At 37.3% G+C, this 21467-nt stretch carries 23 protein-coding genes; 11 read left to right on the forward strand and 12 right to left on the reverse strand.

Annotated elements, in window-relative coordinates; genetic code table 11:
• Window positions 1-44 precede the first annotated feature (44 nt).
• Window positions 45-1049 carry an alpha/beta fold hydrolase gene (locus CPS_RS19630; RefSeq protein WP_011045114.1) on the forward strand — a complete coding sequence of 335 codons (1005 nt, stop codon included), beginning with the start codon at window positions 45-47 and terminating at the stop codon, window positions 1047-1049.
• 34 nt (window positions 1050-1083) lie between these two features.
• On the opposite strand, the gene CPS_RS19635 is transcribed toward CPS_RS19630, so the two are convergent.
• Window positions 1084-1989, reverse strand: a complete 906-nt coding sequence (locus CPS_RS19635) for a cation diffusion facilitator family transporter (RefSeq protein WP_011045115.1) — start codon at window positions 1987-1989, stop codon at window positions 1084-1086.
• 278 nt (window positions 1990-2267) lie between these two features.
• Between CPS_RS19635 and trmL the strand changes: the two genes are divergently transcribed.
• Window positions 2268-2732: a tRNA (uridine(34)/cytosine(34)/5-carboxymethylaminomethyluridine(34)-2'-O)-methyltransferase TrmL gene (trmL, locus tag CPS_RS19640; protein ID WP_011045116.1), complete on the forward strand. Its 465-nt coding sequence runs from the start codon at window positions 2268-2270 to the stop codon at window positions 2730-2732.
• A gap of 134 nt (window positions 2733-2866) precedes the next feature.
• Here trmL and gpsA read toward each other — a convergent pair whose 3' ends face one another.
• Genes gpsA through CPS_RS19660 form a run of 4 tightly spaced genes read right to left on the reverse strand, consistent with a single transcriptional unit; the run spans window position 2867 to window position 5197 of the window.
• Window positions 2867-3871, reverse strand: a complete 1005-nt coding sequence (gpsA, locus tag CPS_RS19645; RefSeq protein ID WP_011045117.1) for an NAD(P)H-dependent glycerol-3-phosphate dehydrogenase — start codon at window positions 3869-3871, stop codon at window positions 2867-2869.
• Window positions 3872-3919: 48 nt separating this feature from the next.
• Window positions 3920-4417 carry a protein-export chaperone SecB gene (secB, locus tag CPS_RS19650; protein WP_011045118.1) on the reverse strand — a complete coding sequence of 166 codons (498 nt, stop codon included), beginning with the start codon at window positions 4415-4417 and terminating at the stop codon, window positions 3920-3922.
• A 38-nt stretch (window positions 4418-4455) separates the two neighbouring features.
• Window positions 4456-4716, reverse strand: coding sequence for a glutaredoxin 3 (gene grxC / locus CPS_RS19655; protein ID WP_011045119.1), 261 nt, complete (start codon window positions 4714-4716; stop codon window positions 4456-4458).
• Window positions 4717-4771: 55 nt separating this feature from the next.
• Window positions 4772-5197: a rhodanese-like domain-containing protein gene (locus CPS_RS19660; protein ID WP_011045120.1), complete on the reverse strand. Its 426-nt coding sequence runs from the start codon at window positions 5195-5197 to the stop codon at window positions 4772-4774.
• 211 nt (window positions 5198-5408) lie between these two features.
• Between CPS_RS19660 and gpmI the strand changes: the two genes are divergently transcribed.
• From gpmI to CPS_RS19675, 3 genes are all read left to right on the forward strand, one after another.
• Window positions 5409-6971: a 2,3-bisphosphoglycerate-independent phosphoglycerate mutase gene (gene gpmI / locus CPS_RS19665; protein ID WP_011045121.1), complete on the forward strand. Its 1563-nt coding sequence runs from the start codon at window positions 5409-5411 to the stop codon at window positions 6969-6971.
• 72 nt (window positions 6972-7043) lie between these two features.
• Entirely contained in the window at window positions 7044-8279 is a 1236-nt protein-coding gene (locus tag CPS_RS19670; protein WP_011045122.1) for a murein hydrolase activator EnvC family protein, read from the forward strand.
• A gap of 176 nt (window positions 8280-8455) precedes the next feature.
• Window positions 8456-9178: a divergent polysaccharide deacetylase family protein gene (locus CPS_RS19675; RefSeq protein WP_041737145.1), complete on the forward strand. Its 723-nt coding sequence runs from the start codon at window positions 8456-8458 to the stop codon at window positions 9176-9178.
• 56 nt (window positions 9179-9234) lie between these two features.
• On the opposite strand, the gene CPS_RS19680 is transcribed toward CPS_RS19675, so the two are convergent.
• On the reverse strand, window positions 9235-9999 hold the full coding sequence (locus CPS_RS19680) for a S1 family peptidase (protein WP_011045124.1): 765 nt from the start codon (window positions 9997-9999) through the stop codon (window positions 9235-9237).
• A 431-nt stretch (window positions 10000-10430) separates the two neighbouring features.
• Between CPS_RS19680 and CPS_RS19685 the strand changes: the two genes are divergently transcribed.
• The 3 genes from CPS_RS19685 (at window position 10431) to CPS_RS19695 (ending at window position 13567) form a co-directional block, all read left to right on the forward strand.
• The gene (locus tag CPS_RS19685; protein ID WP_011045125.1) at window positions 10431-10946 is read left to right on the forward strand and encodes an AMP-binding protein; all 516 of its coding nucleotides are present in this window, start codon (window positions 10431-10433) and stop codon (window positions 10944-10946) included.
• 88 nt (window positions 10947-11034) lie between these two features.
• Window positions 11035-11859 (forward strand): PEP-CTERM/exosortase system-associated acyltransferase, encoded by an 825-nt coding sequence (locus CPS_RS19690; RefSeq protein ID WP_011045126.1) that lies wholly within the window; start codon window positions 11035-11037, stop codon window positions 11857-11859.
• Between the two features lie 34 nt (window positions 11860-11893).
• Complete coding sequence (locus CPS_RS19695; protein WP_011045127.1) at window positions 11894-13567, forward strand: FAD-binding protein; 1674 nt, start codon at window positions 11894-11896, stop codon at window positions 13565-13567.
• A 110-nt stretch (window positions 13568-13677) separates the two neighbouring features.
• Here the strand turns inward: CPS_RS19695 and CPS_RS19700 are convergent, their stop codons facing one another.
• From CPS_RS19700 to arfB, 3 genes are all read right to left on the reverse strand, one after another.
• Window positions 13678-14529 carry an HDOD domain-containing protein gene (locus CPS_RS19700; RefSeq protein WP_011045128.1) on the reverse strand — a complete coding sequence of 284 codons (852 nt, stop codon included), beginning with the start codon at window positions 14527-14529 and terminating at the stop codon, window positions 13678-13680.
• Window positions 14530-14645: 116 nt separating this feature from the next.
• Entirely contained in the window at window positions 14646-15497 is an 852-nt protein-coding gene (locus CPS_RS19705) for a DUF2797 domain-containing protein (RefSeq protein WP_011045129.1), read from the reverse strand.
• Window positions 15498-15570: 73 nt separating this feature from the next.
• Window positions 15571-15984, reverse strand: a complete 414-nt coding sequence (gene arfB / locus CPS_RS19710) for an alternative ribosome rescue aminoacyl-tRNA hydrolase ArfB (protein ID WP_011045130.1) — start codon at window positions 15982-15984, stop codon at window positions 15571-15573.
• A gap of 54 nt (window positions 15985-16038) precedes the next feature.
• Here arfB and CPS_RS19715 point away from each other — a divergent pair, with 54 nt between their 5' ends.
• Together CPS_RS19715 and CPS_RS19720 are read left to right on the forward strand one after the other, a co-directional pair.
• A complete protein-coding gene (locus CPS_RS19715) occupies window positions 16039-16326 on the forward strand; it encodes a GIY-YIG nuclease family protein (RefSeq protein ID WP_011045131.1) in 288 nt (95 codons plus the stop codon).
• Window positions 16327-16422: 96 nt separating this feature from the next.
• Window positions 16423-17145, forward strand: a complete 723-nt coding sequence (locus CPS_RS19720) for a DUF3581 family protein (protein WP_138140322.1) — start codon at window positions 16423-16425, stop codon at window positions 17143-17145.
• 6 nt (window positions 17146-17151) lie between these two features.
• On the opposite strand, the gene CPS_RS19725 is transcribed toward CPS_RS19720, so the two are convergent.
• Window positions 17152-17685 (reverse strand): hypothetical protein, encoded by a 534-nt coding sequence (locus CPS_RS19725; RefSeq protein ID WP_232769261.1) that lies wholly within the window; start codon window positions 17683-17685, stop codon window positions 17152-17154.
• Window positions 17686-17818: 133 nt separating this feature from the next.
• Between CPS_RS19725 and CPS_RS19730 the strand changes: the two genes are divergently transcribed.
• Window positions 17819-18697, forward strand: coding sequence for a DNA ligase (locus tag CPS_RS19730; RefSeq protein ID WP_011045134.1), 879 nt, complete (start codon window positions 17819-17821; stop codon window positions 18695-18697).
• A gap of 38 nt (window positions 18698-18735) precedes the next feature.
• Here the strand turns inward: CPS_RS19730 and CPS_RS19735 are convergent, their stop codons facing one another.
• Both CPS_RS19735 and CPS_RS19740 read right to left on the reverse strand, forming a co-directional pair.
• Window positions 18736-19635, reverse strand: coding sequence for a class I SAM-dependent methyltransferase (locus CPS_RS19735; RefSeq protein ID WP_011045135.1), 900 nt, complete (start codon window positions 19633-19635; stop codon window positions 18736-18738).
• A gap of 94 nt (window positions 19636-19729) precedes the next feature.
• Window positions 19730-21154 carry a sodium-dependent transporter gene (locus CPS_RS19740; RefSeq protein ID WP_011045136.1) on the reverse strand — a complete coding sequence of 475 codons (1425 nt, stop codon included), beginning with the start codon at window positions 21152-21154 and terminating at the stop codon, window positions 19730-19732.
• Between the last annotated feature and the right edge of the window lie 313 nt (window positions 21155-21467).

Below are 21467 nucleotides of genomic sequence, written 5' to 3' on the forward strand. Positions count from 1 at the left end.
CTCCATATAGCTACAACTAAATATAAGCATACAAAGGCATATTTTTGAGTAAATACCACTCCTTTAATTCAGAGAAAAACATCAAATACAAACTACCAAATGAGATTACCTTATTTTGGAATAAAGGCCTATTTGACTCATTTATAGGGATAGATAAAGTAAACATACACTATGCGCAATTTATTCAAGAGCAAGTAGAGTGTCCTACGATAGTCATAGTGCCAGGGCGCTGTGAGAGCTACTTAAAGTACCAAGAGCTGTCATTTGATTTATACCAGCAAGGGTATAACATTTTTATCATAGATCATCGAGGTCAGGGACTATCAGGACGAATGCTGCTAAACGTAAACAAAGGTTATGTTACAAAATTTCAAGACTATGTGGATGACTTACGGTATTTCATTGAAAATATCGTGACACCCAAATCTTCAGAAAAACCATACCTCTTAGCGCACTCAATGGGTGGGACTATTGCCACCCGTTTTATGCAAGACTCTCCAAATGCAATTAAAGCCGCCGTGATATCTTCACCTATGTTGGGCTTTTATTCTGGTTTGTTACCAAAGAGCATAGCTAAAATACTGGTAGCCATTAAGCTGAAATTCAATAATATTATCAGCAATACGCCATGGTATTTTTTAGGACAAAAAGACTACTCCCCTGTCAATTTTACTGATAATAAATTAACTCATTCAATACCGCGCTATCAATACTTTGTTGATTTGTATAAAAAGAATAAAATCATCCAACTTGGTGGTGTTACCACTCACTGGTTAGCACAAAGTATCGCGGCTCAAAAAGAGCTTTTCTCTAAGATTGTTCAGCTTAAGACGCCTATATTATTGCTTCAAGCTAGCGGTGATACTGTCGTTTGCCAACAAGCACAAGATGATTTTTGCCAGCAATTACATACATTGCAACCACAATCATGTCCAAATGGCGTACCGAGTAACATTGATAACGCCTTCCATGAGCTATTTTTTGAGACCGATGATCTTAGAAATAAAGCAATAACACAAAGCCTTGCTTGGTTTGAACAACATACTTAACGCTTTAAAGTGATGTAAACTAACAGGTAACAGTCTATTTTGACTGCTCACTTTGCACTACAGAGCTAGGATCTTGATGAATAAAGACTTCACAAGGAGCTAACACTTGGCAAATTTCAGCCTCTATCTCATCGCCTATACTGTGTGCTTCTAATAAAGATAAGTTGTCACTCAACTCTAAATGAAATTGGATAAATTTCTGTACTCCTGACTGTCTAGTGCGTAATTCGTGAATGCCCAATGCTTGTTTATGTTTCAAAACGATAGTTTTTATTTGCGACAATTCTTCATCACTTAACTCGCTATCCATTAACTGAGAAACACTTTGCACCATAATTTGGCCAGCACCAAAAACAAGATATAGAGCGACCAATATAGTGAAAACACCATCAGCTTGTAACCATATTCCCTGACTCAATATAATTGCCGCTAAAACGCCTAAGTTTAGAAATAAATCAGATTGGTAATGCAATGCATCACCACTGATAATAATAGAGCCAGTACGCTTTATTACGTAACGCTGAAACACAACTAGAATAAGAGTTAATACAATAGAGATAATTGTTACCCAAATAGCGACTTCACCATGAACTATCGCTTGTGGATTAAGCAGCCGAGACACACCACTAAAAATCAATAATATGGCAGAGCCAAGTACGAAAGAAGCTTGTACCAACCCCGCTAGACTTTCAGCTTTACCGTGACCAAAACTGTGCTCTTTATCTGCAGGAGCTAAAGCAAAGCGCAAGATAACAATACTCATTATCGAAGCAAATAAGTCTAAAATAGAATCAGTGGTAGAAGCGAGCATGGCACTAGAGTCAGTTACCAACCACGCATACAATTTAATCACCACTAAGATAAACGCGGTAGACGTAGAAAATATTGCTGCTAGTCGCACCCAAAATGCATAATCGTCTGTTGAGCTTTTTATAGCCATTGCTAATCCTTGGAGAAAAATTAAAACCTGAAAGTTATTACTTGTTAACCCGAACTCTAATAAATAGATAGTTAAGGCATTGAATTATAACATCTAAACTACTGTAATAGCGCCAGCTTGATACTTTTTATTAACGTTAGGTAGACTTAAGCTTTAAGTACTGAATATTGTAAATAAATTTAACAATCAAATGAGTAAAAATCACCGGTATATAAATATATATTAAGCGGGGTTCAGGTTCGTTATAATAACAAAAAATTTATTACAAGATGATTGTTATGCTAGATGTTGTTCTTTTTCAACCCCAAATCCCACCAAATACCGGTAATATAATTCGCTTATGTGCAAATTCAGGCTTTCGTTTGCACTTAATAGAGCCATTAGGTTTTGATTTAGATGATAAAAAATTACGTCGTGCCGGTCTAGACTACCATGAATTTGCCGCCATACAGCGCCATGCAAACTTCAATGCTTTCCTTGAAAAAGAGCAGCCAAAACGTGTGCTAGCGATTACCACTAAAACCAATAACTTTTATGGTGATATCAGCTTTGCAGCCGGTGATTATTTATTGTTTGGTTCAGAAACAGCGGGGTTACCAGAGGAAGTTCGTGCACAAATTCCTGACGAAAATAAGCTTAGAATTCCAATGCTAAAAGAGAGTCGCAGCATGAATTTGTCAAACGCAACAGCAGTAATTGTTTACGATGCATGGCGTCAGCTGGGTTTCCCCAACGCCGTATAACAAAAAATCATATCTTTATTATAAAATAACTGTAAATCAAATTATGATCAAATTTACAGTTATTCTTTTTAAAATTTCTTTAAAGTACTTATTTAAGGTACTTATTTAAAGTATTTCTTTTAAATGTGATTAGATTACTCAAATTTCTTATCACGAGAAAGTAAATCAGCCGCTGCCAACTTAGCATCTTTTCCGCGATAAAGTACCTGATATACTTGCTCAACAATAGGCATTTCAACATCATGTCGCTGGGCAAGCATATAAACTTCTTTGGTATTTCGGTAACCTTCAACGACTTGACCGATATCAGTTATCGCTTGTTCAACTTCTTTGCCTTGACCTAACGCTAAACCAAATCGACGATTACGCGATTGATTATCCGTACAAGTCAGTACCAAGTCACCTAAACCTGCCATGCCCATAAAAGTAGCGGGCTCAGCGTTTAATGCTAAACCTAAACGAGTCATTTCAGCCAATCCACGAGTGATTAACGCTGTACGTGCATTTGCACCAAAGCCAATACCATCAGCTATACCTGCGGCAATAGCGATAACATTTTTAACCGCTCCGCCGAGCTGCACGCCAATAAAGTCTTTATTAGAGTAGACTCGAAAACGTTTTTCACAATGCAGTAAGTCAGATAATTCAGCAACAAACTCATCGTCCTCAGAAGACAACGAAATAGCCGTTGGTAAGCCTGAGGCCATTTCTTTAGCAAACGTTGGGCCAGATAAAACAGCTAAAGACACTCTATCGCCAAGTACTGTTCTAGCAACGTTTTGCAATAAATCACCGGTTTGTGGGTCAAGCCCCTTAGTTGCCCAAGCAATTTTTGCATTCTCGGTTAACATAGGTTTAATTTGCTTTAGCATATCTGCAAAAGCATGGCTTGGCACTACCACTAACAGGTTATCACTCGCTTGCACTGCTTTTTCTAAATCTGCTTCTAGTGCTAAATTTTCAGGGAACGGGCAATCAGCAAGATACTTATTATTTTCTCTATCTTGCTCCATTGCAGCGACATGATTATCATCACGTCCCCATAACAAGGTTTTATGACCATTTCTGGCTAAACAAATTGCTAGCGCAGTGCCATAAGACCCTGCACCTAACACTGTAATTTTTGCAGCTAAAGACATATAAAACCCTATTTATAAGCTAATGTTACTTTTGTATATTGCTACTAACTAATGTGTTTCACTACTTTGTGCCACGTTTTCTTGTGTTGCACGTTGTTGTACATAAGAAGCGTATAATCCTTCAAAGTTAACCGGTGTTAAGTTAAATTGTGGGAAAGAACCACGGTTAACTAAGCTTGCTACCGTTTCACGAGCATACGGGAACAATGTTGTAGGACAGAAAGCGCCAATTGTATGTGCTAATTGTGCTTCAGGTAAGTTGCCAATAGTAAAAATACCCGCTTGTTGTACTTCAGCTAAAAAGGCAGTTTTATCTTCCACTGTAGCAGTAACCGTTACCGATAAAACAACTTCATAAGTATTGTCAGCTAGCTTAGTTGAACGTGTATCAAGATCTAATTGGATTTCTGGTTTCCAATCTAATTGAAATACAGCTGGAGAATTAGGCGTTTCAAAAGAAACATCTTTAGTGTAAATACGTTGAATTGCGAATTCTGGAGATTGTTGTGCTGCTTCACTGTTCTCTACTTGATTTTCTTCAGCCATGAGTGGCTCCTTTATTATATTTTTTCTAATTGAATTTATTATTTTGCGTCTAAAAGCGCATCTAATTGAGTATTTCTTTCTAAGGCGACTAATTGATCGCAACCGCCAATATGAACATCATTAATGAATATTTGTGGCACTGTGTAGCCACCATTAGTGCGTTCAATCATGGTGCTACGCATTTCCATATCATCATCAATCTTAATTTCATTATATTCTGTCTGTTTACTCTTTAATAAGGCAACAGCATGAGTACAATAAGGACAATATTCTTTGGTATATATTTCAACTTTTGCCATTTTAATCACTCTTTATTTTCTATTTAAACGGATAGCGAAAATTGCAGTAAATATTCTATTTAGCTACAGGTAAACCTGCACTAGTCCAGCTATTCATGCCACCTTTAAGTACGCTAGCTCGAGTGAAACCACCTTTATATAAATCATTAGCAATTTGCACAGCACTCATACCCGCAGCACATACTACTATGATGGGCTTGTCTTTATATTTTTCAAGACTAGTGAAGTCATTTTTGTTGATTTTTTCACTTGGTAAATTGATTGCATCGAGAATATGTCCCGCTTTAAACTCTTTTTCCTTGCGGATATCAAGCGCAATACCTTCTTCCTTATTCATCAAAAAAGTTAAATCTTGAGTACTGATTTGTTTAATCGGTGACATTTTCATTTTAACTGTCGTGACGATTATCATTACCACTAAGGCAACCCAAACCGCGCTCAGCATGCCATTATCGCTTGCAAAAGTAATTAATTGTTCCATAAATAAATGCTCGTTTTTATCAAATTTCGAATCGGCACATTATACGCAAATGACTTAGAATTGCGAGCATATACCGCGAGCTAAAACTTAGTAACCCTTTACGGAACATTTCAATGTTAAATCCTTAGTGAATAACACAATCTGTGGGTGTACAATACTTGCTCATAAAATATATAAATCACATAAGATACTAAATTTAACGGGAAAAATAATGGCGAATAAGAAATCAACGGTACTGATGATTCTAGATGGTTGGGGATATAGAGAAGAAACGAGTTCAAACGCGATTCATCAAGCGAACACACCAGTATTAGATAATTTAAAAGCCAAGTACCCAAATATGCTTATTGATACCTCAGGCATGGCCGTTGGCTTACCTGAAGGACAGATGGGCAACTCCGAAGTAGGCCATGTGAATTTAGGTGCTGGCCGTGTGGTATATCAAGACTTTACGCGTATCACTAAAGCGATAAGTGATGGTGACTTTATTGAAAACCCTACGCTTTGCCACGCAGTAGATACCGCGACATCAAACAATAAAGCTGTGCACATTTTCGGTTTACTTTCTCCAGGTGGCGTACATAGTCACGAAGAACATATCTTCGCTATGATGGAACTAGCCAAAAAACGTGGCGCGCAAAAAGTTTACTTACATGCATTTTTAGATGGTCGGGATACACCGCCACGCAGTGCACAAGCTTCTTTAGAAAAAGCCCAACAAAAATTTTCAAAGTTATTTACAGAAACAGATACTGGCGAAGGCCAAATAGCTTCAGTTATTGGCCGGTACTATGCTATGGATAGAGATCAACGCTGGGATCGAGTTGAGGCGGCTTATAACTTAATGGTTAATGGCGAAGGTTTACACCAATATAATAGTGCCTTGGATGCTCTTGCCGCGGCCTATGAACGTAATGAGAATGATGAGTTTGTTGGAGCCAGCGCTATAACCAGTCCATCAGGTAAAGCTATCAAGGTAAATGATGGTGACGCTTTGATTTTTATGAATTTTAGAGCAGATAGAGCGCGTCAATTTAGTCGTTGTTTTACCGACACAAACTTTAATGGTTTTGAGCGAAAGCGAATTCCAGCAATAAGCAATTTTGTTATGCTGACACAGTACGCTGCAGATATTGATGCTCCATCAGCTTTTGCTCCCACTCCGCTCACTAACGTTATGGGTGAATGGTTAGCTAAACATAATAAAACTCAATTACGTATTTCTGAAACGGAAAAGTATGCCCATGTTACCTTTTTCTTTAGCGGTGGCAAAGAAGATATGTTTACGGGCGAAGAGCGTATTTTAGTTCCTTCACCTGATGTTGCAACCTACGATTTACAGCCTGAAATGAATTCAACTCTACTTACCGATAAGCTCGTTGGCGCAATTGAAAGTGGTAAATATGACTTTATCGTTTGTAATTACCCAAATGGCGACATGGTTGGCCATACCGGTAGTTTTGATGCTGCAGTAAAAGCCTGTGAAGCAGTAGATACCTGTGTTGGTCGTGTTGTTAAAGCTGCGCAAGATAACGGTGGTGAGTGTTTAATTACTGCTGATCATGGCAATGCTGAACAGATGCAAGATCCAGTATCAGGACAAGCTCATACTGCTCATACCTGCGAACCAGTACCCCTTATTTATGTTGGCCGAAATGCCTCGCCAGCAGCCTCTGGCACCTTGAGCGATATTTCGCCAAGCGTATTGCATTTAATGGGAATGGAGCAACCTCAAGAGATGACAGGTTCAGTACTAATGCAGTTAATCAAGTGATAGTAAGTTACCTGATAGTAGATTAGTAAACTATAACTATTTCACCTCAAGAGATGCACTTCTTGAGGTGACATGGGTATAAGTGATACATTGGCTTTTGATTTATTTCCATCATCAATTATGAGATTGTTTATCCACACGTATTTAGCAAATAAGCGCCTTCAACATATAGCTACAGCAATCATAGTAATACTAAGTTTTATACTTGCTTTTCCCTTGCAAGCTGAACAAAGTAACCTCAATGAAAGTGCGCAAAAAAAGAACCGCGCAAAACTCAGCGATGTCCAAAAGGCTATTGCGCAACAAGAGTCGAATATTTTTGATGTTAATAAACAACGCAGTAGTTTGGAGCAACAATTAAAAAATGATGACTTAGCGATTGCAAAAGTAGCCAAAGCAATTAATAAAATTGAAACTGATCTAGAAACGACTCAAGAAAAAATTACTGCCTTAGCGATAAAGAAAAAACAGCTAACTATTGCTAAACATAGACAAGAACGTTTATTAGCACAACAACTTAGAGCGGGCTACACTACTGGTCAACATGATTATCTCAAGTTGTTACTCAACCAAGATCAAAGTGAAAAGATCCAGCGCACCATCAGCTACTATCAATACTTAAATCAAGCACGAACTAAAGAGATTGATAATTTTCAAGTGACCATCGCTCAACTTCTCCAAGTAAGTACCGAACATCAAACACAGGTTGACCATTTACAACAACTCAAAGACGAACAATTACAGCAAGATACCCAGTTTCGAAGTAGTAAATCGCAGCGAAGTCAAACCCTAAAGAAATTAAGTCGTAAGTTACTTTCCAGCCAACAGCAATTGAATAAGCTTAAAGCAGAAGAAAATAATTTAAACCAAGCATTGAATAAGCTAGCGGCACTTATCCAAGCTGAAATTGATTTAACCGGTTTAAGTAAATTGAAACGAAAGTTATCTTGGCCAGTTAAGGGTCGCATATTGCATCGGTTTGGCACTCGAAAACAAGGCTACTTAAAATGGAAAGGTGTATTAATTAGTGCTCCAATAAGCCGACAAGTACAAACCATTCATAATGGTAAGGTATTATTTTCAGATTGGCTTAAAGGCTATGGTTTATTAACCGTGATTGATCATGGTAATGGTTATATGAGTTTATACGCACATAATCAAACCTTATTGAAATCAGTCGGTGATCGTGTAGAAACAGGTGAGCCCATTGCGTTAATTGGACAAAGTGGTGGTTTAGAGCAATCAGGTCTTTATTTTGAAATTCGCCACCAAGGCAAAGCGCTCAACCCTAAACTTTGGTGTCGGTAATTATTGAATCATTTATTAAACAAGATCTCTCAACATCATTGCGCTAACTTTATATATTTTTTAACTAAATAACTGCTACGCTTTCTTATTATAATAACTAAAAAGACAAATATTACCCTGTGCTAAATACTTTTTTAAAAATTATCTCTATACGTTCTTTTATAATACTTTATCTAATGCTTTTTAGTGTTCAAAGCATTGCTCAAGCGAACCAAGTTGCTATCGTCATTGATGATATGGGGTATCGGTATACCGACAAACATGCGTTAACTTTACCTGGAGCAATTACCTATGCTTTTCTACCTCATACCACCTATGGTAAAAAACTTGCCATGCAAGCCAATAGCACTAATCATGATGTGCTGATTCACATACCAATGGAATCTGAAAATAGAAAAAAATTAGGTCCTGGTGCGCTAACAAGTAATATGGATGAACAAGCATTTAGTCAAAGCTTAACTAAGTCCTTCGCTGAAATTCCCTTTGCGATTGGTATTAATAATCATATGGGGAGCTATCTCACACAATTATATCAACCTATGGCTTGGACTATGACGTTTTTAAAACAGCATGATTTGTTTTTTTTAGACAGTAAAACCAGTCCTCATTCACAAGCACAACAAGCTGCTATCGATTTTGGCGTACCGGTTAAAGCAAGGCATATATTTTTAGATAATGAATTAACTGAAAAGTATATTAGTCAGCAATTTAAGCAACTCATTCATTTCGCTCAAAAACACCAAACAGCTATTGCTATCGCCCATCCTCATCCCGAAACTGTGGCAACATTAAATAAACTCATTCCTACCTTAAAGTTACACGGTATTGAGTTAGTTCCATTATCTCGTTTATACCCAACATCGATCAATAAGGTAATTAACTCTACAGCAACTGAGTAAATTATCGCTAGAACAATGAAATCTCTAACGCCATATAATTCAGTCTAAAGTATCGCTTAAAGTTTAATGTTATTTTCTCGTAAGACTTGATGCAAATATTTAACAGGTATTGCGTAAGTGATGCCACTAGGGTTACTAATAACAGCCTCTTTAGTTGCTTGTACAAAAACTTTATTAATTATGCCAACCACTTCCCCTGTTTTCATATCATACATAGCACTGCCACTGTTTCCAGGATAGGCCGTCGCATCAAGCTGATAAACCAAATAAGGATTTCTCATACGTTTGAGCATTTTTAAATTAATTTGTCCTGCAGAAGCTGCAGGAACAACAGTAGGAGTAATACTGGCAATCATGCCTCGATGTGTCACAGGGTAAAGACCCAACACGCCGCCAATGGGAAAACCGGTGAAAGCAATATAACTCCCGTCTGCGTACAAATCTTCATTCGCTAAAGTCATCGCAGGTAAGGCTGCCCCAGAGATCTTTAAAATAGCTAGATCGTATAAACTTGATGTTGCAACAATTTCGGCTTCTCTTACTTTAGCATTTTTACCAGAACCAATGAAAACAGCCATTTTCTGTAACAAACTTTCATCTAATAAGGTAGGCAATACATGGTCATTAGTAACAATGTAACGACCATCACCAATAACAAAACCTGTGCCTCGTAGAATATTTTGTGGTCGACTCGTCGGTGTATGTATTCCAATACCAACGACAGACGGTTTGATTTTAGCAACAACGCCAACAAAATCTGCTTGCGCGTATGGTGTAAATAAAGAAGCAATAACTAGCAGTAAGGGAATATGTATGGACATAAATTTTTCCTAAGTAAAGTGAGCTACAGTTGTTATCGAGCACAAATACTATCTTATAGCAATCGGACTCATTTATTGATCACTTAGCGATAATTAAACTATGCTGCCTAAAAAATGCTTTAAGATTATAGTTGGCATACAATATTTTTCACGAATATATCATCAAGCAGTTTTGGCATAACACTATCATAATAAATATAGATGAATATTCTGTGGTCTATTTTAAAGTGACCAAAGAAAGAAGTCTGACCTGTATAGAATTAGGTCTCAAACTTCAATAGAAGCTATTCCAATTAAGATTAACATGGAAACTCATGATATAGCTCATTAAATTATAAGCATTTTTTCTATCTCATACTTGCCTATGTAATGCTTTCACAGTCATAATAGCGCTGCTAAGAAGTGTCCCATATTAATTTTCAGGATGATAAATGATTACCTTTGTTCACGAGCTTATAAGCCACAGTGTACAACGCTCTCCCGAAGCAATTGCGCTGCAAGTTAAAAATATGAGCTTGAGCTACGCCCAGCTTAATGAAAAAGTAACTAAGGTAGCGCAAGCTTATGCTTCACTCGCCATTACACGCGGCGATCGCATTGGTATTTATATTAGTAAAATCATCGATAAAAAAGTGTCTCGATTTACCAATTATTTAGTTTGTGATGGCGGCTTACACCACCATCTAGCTAACTCTTGTAATTTTGGTCAATTAATACGAAAAAACTACCCCGTAGCTATTAGAAATAAACTCAAGGAGGGTGTTCAAGAACTCGTTAACATTGTCGGTCCCATATGCAACCCGCTTGATATTTTAGCTGATAAAATAATGTTACCTAAAGCAAGTATGGGCGATTATGTTGTTGTCTTTCAATCGGGGACCTATGTTGCGACAGCCAGCCCTAAGGATCTTCTTAGTCAGCCACAAGTAAGTGAACTATTAATTTAAATATTATCTTCGCAGAATTACAGATACTCTATCTTAATGAGTATACTGAAATTAGCCTAGTTATTTACAATTTCATAATGGAATAAAAATGAACTGGAACAAACGATTATTAGACACCCCTATTATTGGTGATATCACCAAAAAAATTGTCTCAGCTAAGGCGAGTAGAGAGGCGCATAATATATCAGATCATTTTACGCAGTTTTTACAGCCTTGTGTTGCCGTCAGCCAAACCTTAAAAGAAGAAGCATTTAAAATTCGTCATAATGTTTACTGTGAAGAACTTGCTTTTGAAGAGGTTAGAGACAATGGCCAAGAAACAGATGAATTTGATCACCAATCAATGTTTTCTTTAATCAAACATAAACCGTCAGGTACATTTACTAGTTGTGTACGCTTAGTCACTTCAAGTGGCCCTGATGAATTACTTCCTATTGAGAAGTATTGTATGGGGTCGATCACTAACGAAGAGCTTAGCCCTAAACGCTTTAATCGCAATGAAATAGCAGAAATATCACGTTTAGCCGTTAAATCTGATTTTCGTCGCCGTAAGGCCGATAACTATAAAGGCTCAGGTACTGGCGTTATCAGTGAAATTACCTATTCAGAAACCGAATTACGTTGCTTCCCCTTCATAGCCATAGGATTATATATGGCGGCAGCCACTATGAGCATGAATACCGGTATTCGTCATGTTTATGTGATGATGGAGCCACGACTTGCCCGTAGCATGAAATTTATCGGTATTAATTTCCAGCAACTAGGTCCCCCTGTTGATTATCATGGTTTACGCGCCCCTTATTATATTAATCCTGAAATTTTTATGAAAAATCTCTCTCCTGGTTTTAAAAGCCTTTTTAGTATAATTGAAGAAGACATTTGCTCACAACTGAATCAATTAGATTTAGCCTAACAAAATTACAGCGGTAAACCACTAAGCACCTCTTATGCCACAGAAACTTATTCCTCTCATTGAAAATGTATTAACAATTGATTCGAGTTTATCATTTGATCCTCAGCAAGTTTCTCGCTTTATGCTTGGCACTGAAGGATTGACTTGCTTTGAAAATAAACAAAGAAGTATATTTGCCGTAATTACACTAACTCAGTCCCATGAGATAAAAGCACTACTTGATTTGGCCAACCACTGTGCGACCGATCAAGAGCTCGCCTTTTCTCTTTATCCTATTAGCACAGGGAAAAATTGGGGTTATGGCACCAGCCAACCTGCTGGCACAGCTAAAAACATTATTCTTTTGGATTTAGGTCAATTAACCGATATAAAACACTTTGACAGTGAACTTGGTTTAGTCACGATTGAACCAGGGGTTACTCAACAGCAATTGTGTGATTATTTACAGCTACATAATCATGACTATATGGTGCCTGTCACTGGGGCAGGACCAGACTGCTCTATACTAGCCAACGCCTTAGAACGCGGTTACGGTATAACACCTTATACAGACCATTTTGCTGCCGTTAACAGTATTCAGGGGTATTGGGCCAACGGCACGCCTTATCAATCAGCCGTCAATGAACTAGATGCCAGCGATGATAAGTTTGTCGATAAAACGTTTAAATGGGGACTTGGCCCCTATTTGGAAGGACTATTTACCCAGTCTAACCTTGGTATAGTGAGCCAAATCACCATTCGGTTAGCCAAGAAGAAAGCTGATTTCACTTCATTTTTTATCCAAATGGAAGATGATGCATTACTTGAACAAGCGGTTCCCTTAATACGACAAGTATTACAAGACTATGAAGGTATTGTTGGCTCAATTAACTTAATGGATCAACGCCGTTTATTATCAATGTTTGCCAAAAATCCCAATGGTAACGACGTCCATCAAGTAATGGAAAATCAAGATATTGAAAGATTGGCTAAAGAATTACAAGCGCCTAACTGGACCATTGTTGGTAGTATTTACGGCAGTGTCGGCGTGGTCAAAGCAGTAAAAAAAGAAATTAACCGTATTTTTAAACAATTGCCTTGTAAACGAATATATTCAAATAGCTTAATCATCGTTGTAGCGAATAAAGTTATTAAATACATCCCCTCATTATTGATTAATAAAGTGCCGCCTTTATCTGTGGCAGTAGAGCAACTGGATTCGTTTAATAAGGGTAAAGAGATTATGCTGGGCAAGCCGAATAAGGTTGCCCTAAAACTCGCTTACTGGCGTCATACCGAGACTGCAAGTTTTGATAAAAGTGAATTATCACCAGGAAAAGATGGCTGCGGTTTACTTTGGTATGCTCCATTAATAACGATGAAAGCAAAGAAAATGCGAGAGTTTGTCGAGTTTGTTAGAGAAACTTGTCCAAAATATAATATTGAGCCTTTCATCACCTTTACTAACCTAAAACACGACTGCGTTGATAGCACTATTCCTATCGTTTTCGATTTAGGTAATCCTCAGGCAGTCGCCGATGCTCATGATTGTTTAAAAGCTCTGGTAACAGAAGGTCTTAAAAAAGGCTTTGTCCCCTACCGTCTTAATATAGATCAACAACAGTGGTTACTTAATAAAGACAGTGATTTTTGGCAAACAGTCAATAAAATCAAGGGCAGCTTAGATCCACATAATATCCTCAGCCAAGGAAGATATAATCCTAGCTAGCTATTTTTTGAACCTAACATATTAGTCATATGTTTTAATTGAAAAAGCCCGACAAGCTTGTGCTCATCGGGCTTTTTTAATTAAGCGTTTACTTGAGTGACTACTTTGTATTAATAAAGCATGCAAGCGCTAGGATTTAAAATTGATAACAAACCTAACCGTTCTAAATCACAATAATCAACGGCATTTTCTAGCATTTTTTTATCTAGACGAATAGGCTCTAACTGCTCTTCAGTTAACAAGTCGTTGAAATCTAAGTTTTGATCTTTAAACACTTGCTGCTTACTCATCACACGCTTAGCTATATATAACAACTGTGTTTCTGCAGTGTATTGGCTTAGATCGTCAATATCCTGATCACGAATAGGTGCGAAAATGCTATAGGGTAACTGCCATTGTTTTAACAGTTCGGCAGAACATTCACCAAACGTAAATCCTAATACATCTTGTTGCTTCACCCAAGGTAATAAATTGATATCCTGGCTATCACAAGCACGCTGTTTTTCCGTTGTTATTTGGTGAACAACTAATTCACCTAAATTATGCAACAAGCCTAAAATAAATAAACGTTCAGCATTAATAATACCTAGACTAGTTCCTAAAAACTTCATCAACAACGCGCAATCAACACTTTTTATCCAAAACTCATCAAGATAATCTTGGTTGGCATCAATGTTTTTGAAAGCTTCCGTCGTAAAATAGGCAATAACAAGGTTATAAACTTCCGTAATCCCCAGTACCAAGACAGCTTTAGATATGGTGTCTATTTTACCGGGATAACTAAAAAAAGGACTATTCGCTAATTTTAATACCGTACCAGAAAGGGCAGGATCGAGTAAGATAACCTCTGAAATATCATCTATGGTAGATGATTCATCATCAATTAATTCCCTAATTCTGATAAAAGAATCGGATAAAACAAAAATTTCACTGGCTTGTTCTACATAATCATCTGCGGTCATCTTGTTACCTTTAATACTGCAGTTTAGAAATTTGACATATAAAGTTGCCGAACAAATAAATTCGATCTTTGGCTGAATATAGCTATATACAGATCGCCATTCTCAAGTTCAAGTTACTAATAGTCAATACTTATTTGATATGAGCTAAACTTCCTCATATTAATTACGCCTTTATCGAAAATTAAATATTGACCTTTAATGCCCAAAAGCACTCCCGATACAGTTTCCGTTTTATCAAAATTAAAAGAACTAATTTTAGTTAAATATTCACTTACTGGATAATGAATTTCTTGCACACTTTCATTTAGTTCTTGAACTGCATCACTACCAAATTGAAGCCTAAGTTGCGATAAGCGCATACTGATCTCTGGGATTAACTCTTCTGCTTTGGCTTTTAGGTCTATAGGCTCTGGCTCACCTTTTAACATAGCGCGCCAATTGGTTTTATCACTAATGAATTCTGCTAGTGCAGTTTCTACTAAACCTGATTGTAAGCGAGTACTCACCTTAAATATAGGGAGAGCTTGGCATGCTCCTTGGTCAATCCAACGAGTAGGTAATTGAGTATGTCGGGTTATGCCCACTTTCAAGCCTGAGCTATTAGCTAAATATACATAATGATCAACCATACAATGACTTTCCCCCCACTCTGGCTCACGACAAGTGCCTAAATGAAAGTGGCAAGTTTCAGGTTTCATAATACACAAATCACATTGAGCAAGTTTAGCCATACATGGATAACAATATCCCTGAGAGTAACTTTTTTTAGTACGCTTTCCACAGTGCTTACAGGCTATAGTGCCGGAAAAGTGTAAGGTTATTTGCTTTCCTATTAAAGGATTTAGCTCAATACTCTGTTTAGTGCCATCACCATTAAGGCTAGCTAATGGTAGTTGATACTGAACTAAATTATTACTATCAAGTTGTGCGGTAAGTTTCTCTACTGCACCGACGTCACTAATTGGCATAGTTGCTCTCTATTTTATATTAGGATTTAATTTTTATTTGTTCGTAAAGGACTTTCATAGCGATGTTCATTCACTAGAGTTGTACTTTTTTCCGTGTTTGTTTGACGTCTTTACGATTAGCCTTCCCGGTTAAGCGTCTTTGCACTGAACCTTTGGTTGGCTTGGTCGCTCGTCTGTTTTTTTGTACTACCATCACGGATTTAATGAACTCTTTCAGTCGCTTTAGCGCATCTTCTTTATTCATTTCTTGTGTTCTAAAGCTCTGCGCTTTAATGATAACTACACCATCTTTGGTAACTCGACTGTCTTTGGAAGCAAGTAACCGCTCTTTATAAATTGCAGGTAAAGTAGATCGCTTAATATCAAAGCGTAAGTGAATAGCGGTTGCCACCTTATTTACACGCTGGCCGCCATTACCCATTGCTCGTATAGCACTAAGTTCTATTTCCCAATCAGCCAAGCTGACATTATTTGATATCTCAAGCACTTTTATTTACCATTTAGATACCTTCAATATTGATACTAGTAATTATCACGTTATATGACCGAAATAAACAAGACGAACACCTGGTGGGTTTACTTTTTACGCTGTAACGATAATAGCTTATACGCAGGCGTTACCACAGATATCCTTCGTCGCATTGACGAACATAATAACAGTAAACTTGGTGCAAAATATACCCGAGCAAGACGACCTGTAAGCTTGGCCTATCTCGAAGAGGCCGATGACAAAAGTACAGCATGCCAAAGAGAGTATAAAATTCGTCACCTCACTAAAGTCAAAAAAGAGCTGTTAGTAAGCAAATATAGCCAAACCAAACAGGTCTGATCAGCAAGGTATATGCACTTTATTTCGATTTAACACTAAAGTACTGTTAGAATGCTTCGATCGAATGTCGTTTACTCACAAAATGAAGTTGCAAAGATGTCTATAAAAGAAATGTTTATTGAGAATTATTGCCCGATTAGTGCTGATAGGATCAGCTTCACACGCCAACAAGGTAGTGATTTTGCCAAACAAGTAGCAGATGACTTTAACCCACTACATAATATTGATGCTAAACGTTTTTGCGTACCTGGAGATTTACTTTTTTCAATAATAATCGCCAAATCGGGACTACATAAAAACATGACCTTCGATTTTTCAGGTATGGTTAGCGATGATGTTCACCTTACTTTTCCTCAGGAAATTGATGAAAGTTTTGATATAAAAGATGATAAAGATAAAACGTGTCTAAGTGTGCATGTTAGTGGCGATAAAACACATGAATCTGTACTGATTAATGCACTGACAAAGGCCTATGTCGATTTTTCTGGTCATACTTTCCCTGATATTTTAGTGAAATTAATGGCTGACAATAGCGTCATGATTAATCCTGCTCGCCCCATGGTAATGTATCAATCAATGTCTATTGATTTACATACATTAACGGCTGAAACAGTCACATTAAAATTAGCCAAAACCAGTTTATCAATAGAAGGAAAGCGCGGCGATGCATGGCTTGAATTTGACTTGTTATCAAATGATAAAGTTATCGGCCACGGTAAGAAACATATGCTTTTGAGCGGCTTACGTACCTATGAGCAAGAGACGATTGACGCTATGGTAAATCAGTACCGCGACAGTAAGAAGAATTACCAAGCATAAAGTCATTTACTGAATATATTTATGCTCAAATGTTTCTCGCTGCTGTAGTTTGTCTTCACTACAAAAAGCAAAAACGTTAATATTTTTAGGACGCTGGCACTTAATAGGTTGTTGATAAAACTGCAACCAAGCCAGCTTTTTATCTCCATGATATTTTGACTTGATCACAATTGCACTATCTTGGTTAAACGTAGCCATCTTCTTTGGTAACTTGAGTTTTACCTTATTCAATTTGGCATAATGGGTTGTGCTTTTCTGCTTCTTCTTGGCTTTCTTTTTTTTTGTTCCATATTTCGACTTAAATGCTGACAAAGAGCTATTTTCACACTGCCACCACTTATCTCTCGCTTTATCTTCCTTTGCTCGCAAAGACTGCCCTCTTTTTAAAGAGTAGTTTTTACGTTGCATCATTTGAACATTATGTAGTTTTTCTAATAAAGGTTTACACCTTTTTTTAGCGGACGAGTTTGTGCTAAAAATTAGCAGAGATATGGTCACAACAACATAAAAAAAAGTAAACATAGTGAGTTTTTTCATCATAGCAATCCTTGCTAATGCAATTAACTTCGCCAAATAAAATTTGGCAAATCACCTTAATGGCTAAGGTCTCCCTTTTTTCAAATATAGACTAGACTTTACCTTTTTAGCAAGTCTCATTACATGGAGTTTAGTGATGAATAAGTATGTTCTACGGATTTTCTTTGCCTTTATTTTATCAGTCCATTTGTCTTCAACTGCACAACAAACAACTCAAAAAACTCAAAAATTTAAGCCTAATATTCAGCATGGCGTGAGCTACCAAAAGGTCGATGACATTAGCCAGTATTATGTCTCTGAAAAACTGGATGGTATTCGTGGTTACTGGGATGGAAAACAATTGTTTACTCGCCGAGGAAATTTAATCAATAGTCCTAGCTGGTTTACTCAGCATTGGCCTACATATCCAATGGACGGTGAACTCTGGCTTGCTAGAGGGCAATTCCAACTATTACTTTCTTGTGCAACTAAACGCATAGCAGTCGAAAATAAAACGACTAGTTGCTGGAGAAGTGTTCGCTTTATGATATTTGATCTTCCTAAACATCTAGGGGATTTCAATGAACGAGTAATTAAGATGCGGACTTTACTTGTACAAAATCAATCGGTTTACTTAGCCATGATAGATCAGGTAAAACTGGAGGAATTAAGTGCGCTTGATCACAAACTTGATGAAGTCATCGCAACTCACGGTGAGGGCCTTATGCTACACCTCGCTAGCGCTCACTATCAACAAGGCCGAAATCCCGCATTGATGAAGCTAAAGAAATATCAAGATGCCGAAGCAACAGTCATTGGTTATACCGAAGGAAAAGGTAAATATCAGAACCAACTTGGCGCAATCAAAGTAAAAACAAGTGATGGAATAATTTTCAAAATTGGATCAGGTTTAAGTGATATTCAGCGTGCCAACCCACCAAAAATTGGCACTATTATTACCTTCAAGTACAACGGGCTCACACAAGCGGGTATACCAAGGTTTGCCCGTTTTTGGCGTATAAAAGCTAGCGGTTAACTCTCATAAGCTCAACCAGCTATTATTTGATTTCCAAATTATTTTGGCTGATAAGTAAAAATTAAAACTTTAAGGCCCTTGCCTTCATGGGCTTCCTTGAAGGCTTCAGGATTTTCAAGCTGTTGCTCAAAGTAACAATCAGGGCATTCACGCTCAACCTCAGCTTTTAAGAAGTTTGCATCTAAATCTGGGGAGTTTAAACATAACATCAAGCTAGCACCTGGATTCATCCATTGTGGAATACGGCGGATTATTTTAGCGTAATCACGTTCGATATTAACACTACCCTTTTGAAATGAAGGAGGATCACAGACTAAAATATCATACGGTCCATATTTTTTAATGCGGCTATTCGATTTAAAAATATCGACACCTTCAAAGACAACTTGTTTGCCTTGCTTTTTAGCCAGCAGGTTAAGTTGATGATTTTCTCTACCTTTACTTAGAGATGATTTGCTTAGATCAATATTAACCGCTTTACTGGCTCCACCTGCAATGGCACTTAGCGAGAAGGCACAGGTATAGGCAAAGAGATTAAGCACATTTTTACCTTCTGCTCGCTCTCTTAACCATGACCTTCCATTACTCATGTCCAAAAACAAACCACTATTTTGGGCTTTACCAAATTCAATATGATAATTGAGTCCCTGCTCACTCACGATAGTATTACTTATGGACTCACCTAATAATAACTCGGTGGGCGCAAATTTTTCATAGCGAAGTTGTACTTGCACCGAGCGACATTTTTTAATCAATTTTTTTAATGCATCAGCTTGTTCTTCTAACCATTTGCTATCAACAGCTTGGTATAAAGTGATAAGAATAACCGGAGATAGCCAGTCAACATTTACGTGGCTTAAATTGGGATATGCGTGTCCTCGACCATGAAATAATCGTTGGGCATCGGTAAAGTCTGTGCTGGTAATATGTTCTATCATGGCTAGGGTATCGGGTAATTAATAATAAAAAACGCCCAATAATAACATTTACTATTCGGCGTTTATATCGTTTAAATCTATTTAGATGTTTTAGCTAGAAACCAAAAAGGTTAGCTGCAAAAAACTTTGTTGCCACAGTATTAATAAAAATAAGCAGCACGATAACAGGGATAAAAGTACCCAATGAAAAGTTAATATATTTTTCTACCCATGAACCTTTGTAGTTTTCATTACCGATACTTAGTTCTTCAGATAGTTGCTTTTTCTTCCAACGGTAACTCACAAAAATACACAGTAAGAAACCATTAAGCGGTAAAATTGTATCGTAAAAAACATCATAAATAACATCGAATAAGGACTTAGTACCGCCAGCGTACGAAGTAAACTCGGTAAAAAATGGCACCATGCCAAACGATGCTGTGGCAAATAAAGTTAGCACACCAGCAGTAAGCGTTAAGTAACCTAATGCTTTTTTACGACTGTGCTTTTTCTCAGTGACTAAATATGAAACCGGTACTTCAATGATGGAAACTAACGAAGTAATTGCGGCAAAGAAGACTAATAAGAAGAAGAATGCAGCCACAGCACTAGCACCCACATAACCCAATGAGGTTTGTAGTGCTAAAAATATTTTAGGTAGAAAGGTAAAAATCAATGACACTGAGCTATCACTTAACTCACTTGGATTAACTTCAGGGTTAAATGAAAATACTGCAGGAAGAATCATCAAACCAGCAATAAATGCCACACTCGTATCCGTAATCGCCACTAATTTAGCGGAATTAGGAATATTAGTTTGTTTATTTATATATGAGCCATAGGTTAGTAATATCCCCATACCCAAAGAAAGTGAGAAAAAAGCTTGCGACAAAGCACCGTTGACTACACTTGGCGTTATTTTATTAATGTCTGGGACTAAGAAAAAAGTAACCCCTGCCATAGCATTATCAAGAGACAATACAAATACAACCATTAAAATAAGCATAGTTAGCAATGCTGGCATTAATATTTTAGCTGCTTTTTCAATTCCGTCTTTGACCCCGGCCGCCAAAATAAAACTGACAATACCGGCAACAGCTATTAAAGCAATATATAAGTACGGGCTGTTAATAAACTCGCCAAAACCAACATCACTTGCTAAATAGTCTAAATGACCTGTTACCGTTAAGGCAATATAGCCAAAAATCCAAACAGTGATCACCATATAAAAAACGGCAATCATAAAGGGAGTTAATACCCCTAAAAAGCCAGCGGCTCCCCATAACTTACTGCCTTTACTCAATGTTTTAAATGCGCCAACAGGCTCTTTAGCCGTATTACGTCCAACAGCCATTTCAGCAATCATCACAGGCAAACAAATAAGAAAAACAAATAATGCGTACATTAACAAAAATGCACCGCCACCATTTTTAGCGGCGTTAACTGGAAAACCAACTAAATTACCTATACCTACTGCAGAGCCTGCAGCGGCTAAAATGAAGCCAATTCGTGAGCTAAAATGCTCTCTAGAAGCGGACATACTTACCCTTTTTATAATTATTATGATAACGCGATAAATGAGATCTCTCGATGCTAACAAGCTTTACTAACTTTGTCTTCTTTTTAGCTGAGCTTTGCTATTACCAAGCAAATAACAATGTGTAAATGTGTAAAGTTACCTTGAGTGTACTCTGGACAGATAGCGTCAAAATATCACTCCCAATTAACTTAAACCGCGAATACTACCCTGTAAACAGAAGCAAACACTACTCGCTTATAAATGAAGCATTGAGCGGTCATCCAACAACCATTCGCTACTTTGAGTTATTAAAAAATACAGATGTATTCAATTT

The sequence above is a fragment of the Colwellia psychrerythraea 34H genome (assembly GCF_000012325.1).
Taxonomy (GTDB): Bacteria; Pseudomonadota; Gammaproteobacteria; order Enterobacterales; family Alteromonadaceae; genus Colwellia; species Colwellia psychrerythraea_A.

Bases quoted from the DNA above. Each gene is read 5' to 3' on its own strand.
- CPS_RS19705 (WP_011045129.1), bottom strand. From the start codon at position 15,497: ATGCCAATTAGTGACGTCGGTGCAGTAGAGAAACTTACCGCACAACTT.
- CPS_RS19700 (WP_011045128.1), bottom strand. From the start codon at position 14,529: ATGACCGCAGATGATTATGTAGAACAAGCCAGTGAAATTTTTGTTTTA.
- CPS_RS19635 (WP_011045115.1), bottom strand. From the start codon at position 1,989: ATGGCTATAAAAAGCTCAACAGACGATTATGCATTTTGGGTGCGACTA.
- CPS_RS19725 (WP_232769261.1), bottom strand. From the start codon at position 17,685: ATGATGAAAAAACTCACTATGTTTACTTTTTTTTATGTTGTTGTGACC.
- CPS_RS19690 (WP_011045126.1), top strand. From the start codon at position 11,035: ATGAACTGGAACAAACGATTATTAGACACCCCTATTATTGGTGATATC.
- CPS_RS19720 (WP_138140322.1), top strand. From the start codon at position 16,423: ATGTCTATAAAAGAAATGTTTATTGAGAATTATTGCCCGATTAGTGCT.
- CPS_RS19675 (WP_041737145.1), top strand. From the start codon at position 8,456: ATGCTTTTTAGTGTTCAAAGCATTGCTCAAGCGAACCAAGTTGCTATC.
- CPS_RS19740 (WP_011045136.1), bottom strand. From the start codon at position 21,154: ATGTCCGCTTCTAGAGAGCATTTTAGCTCACGAATTGGCTTCATTTTA.
- grxC (WP_011045119.1), bottom strand. From the start codon at position 4,716: ATGGCAAAAGTTGAAATATATACCAAAGAATATTGTCCTTATTGTACT.
- CPS_RS19735 (WP_011045135.1), bottom strand. From the start codon at position 19,635: ATGATAGAACATATTACCAGCACAGACTTTACCGATGCCCAACGATTA.
- CPS_RS19680 (WP_011045124.1), bottom strand. From the start codon at position 9,999: ATGTCCATACATATTCCCTTACTGCTAGTTATTGCTTCTTTATTTACA.
- gpsA (WP_011045117.1), bottom strand. From the start codon at position 3,871: ATGTCTTTAGCTGCAAAAATTACAGTGTTAGGTGCAGGGTCTTATGGC.
- CPS_RS19730 (WP_011045134.1), top strand. From the start codon at position 17,819: ATGAATAAGTATGTTCTACGGATTTTCTTTGCCTTTATTTTATCAGTC.
- CPS_RS19695 (WP_011045127.1), top strand. From the start codon at position 11,894: ATGCCACAGAAACTTATTCCTCTCATTGAAAATGTATTAACAATTGAT.
- secB (WP_011045118.1), bottom strand. From the start codon at position 4,417: ATGGCTGAAGAAAATCAAGTAGAGAACAGTGAAGCAGCACAACAATCT.
- CPS_RS19660 (WP_011045120.1), bottom strand. From the start codon at position 5,197: ATGGAACAATTAATTACTTTTGCAAGCGATAATGGCATGCTGAGCGCG.
- CPS_RS19685 (WP_011045125.1), top strand. From the start codon at position 10,431: ATGATTACCTTTGTTCACGAGCTTATAAGCCACAGTGTACAACGCTCT.
- CPS_RS19715 (WP_011045131.1), top strand. From the start codon at position 16,039: ATGACCGAAATAAACAAGACGAACACCTGGTGGGTTTACTTTTTACGC.
- CPS_RS19670 (WP_011045122.1), top strand. From the start codon at position 7,044: ATGGGTATAAGTGATACATTGGCTTTTGATTTATTTCCATCATCAATT.
- trmL (WP_011045116.1), top strand. From the start codon at position 2,268: ATGCTAGATGTTGTTCTTTTTCAACCCCAAATCCCACCAAATACCGGT.
- gpmI (WP_011045121.1), top strand. From the start codon at position 5,409: ATGGCGAATAAGAAATCAACGGTACTGATGATTCTAGATGGTTGGGGA.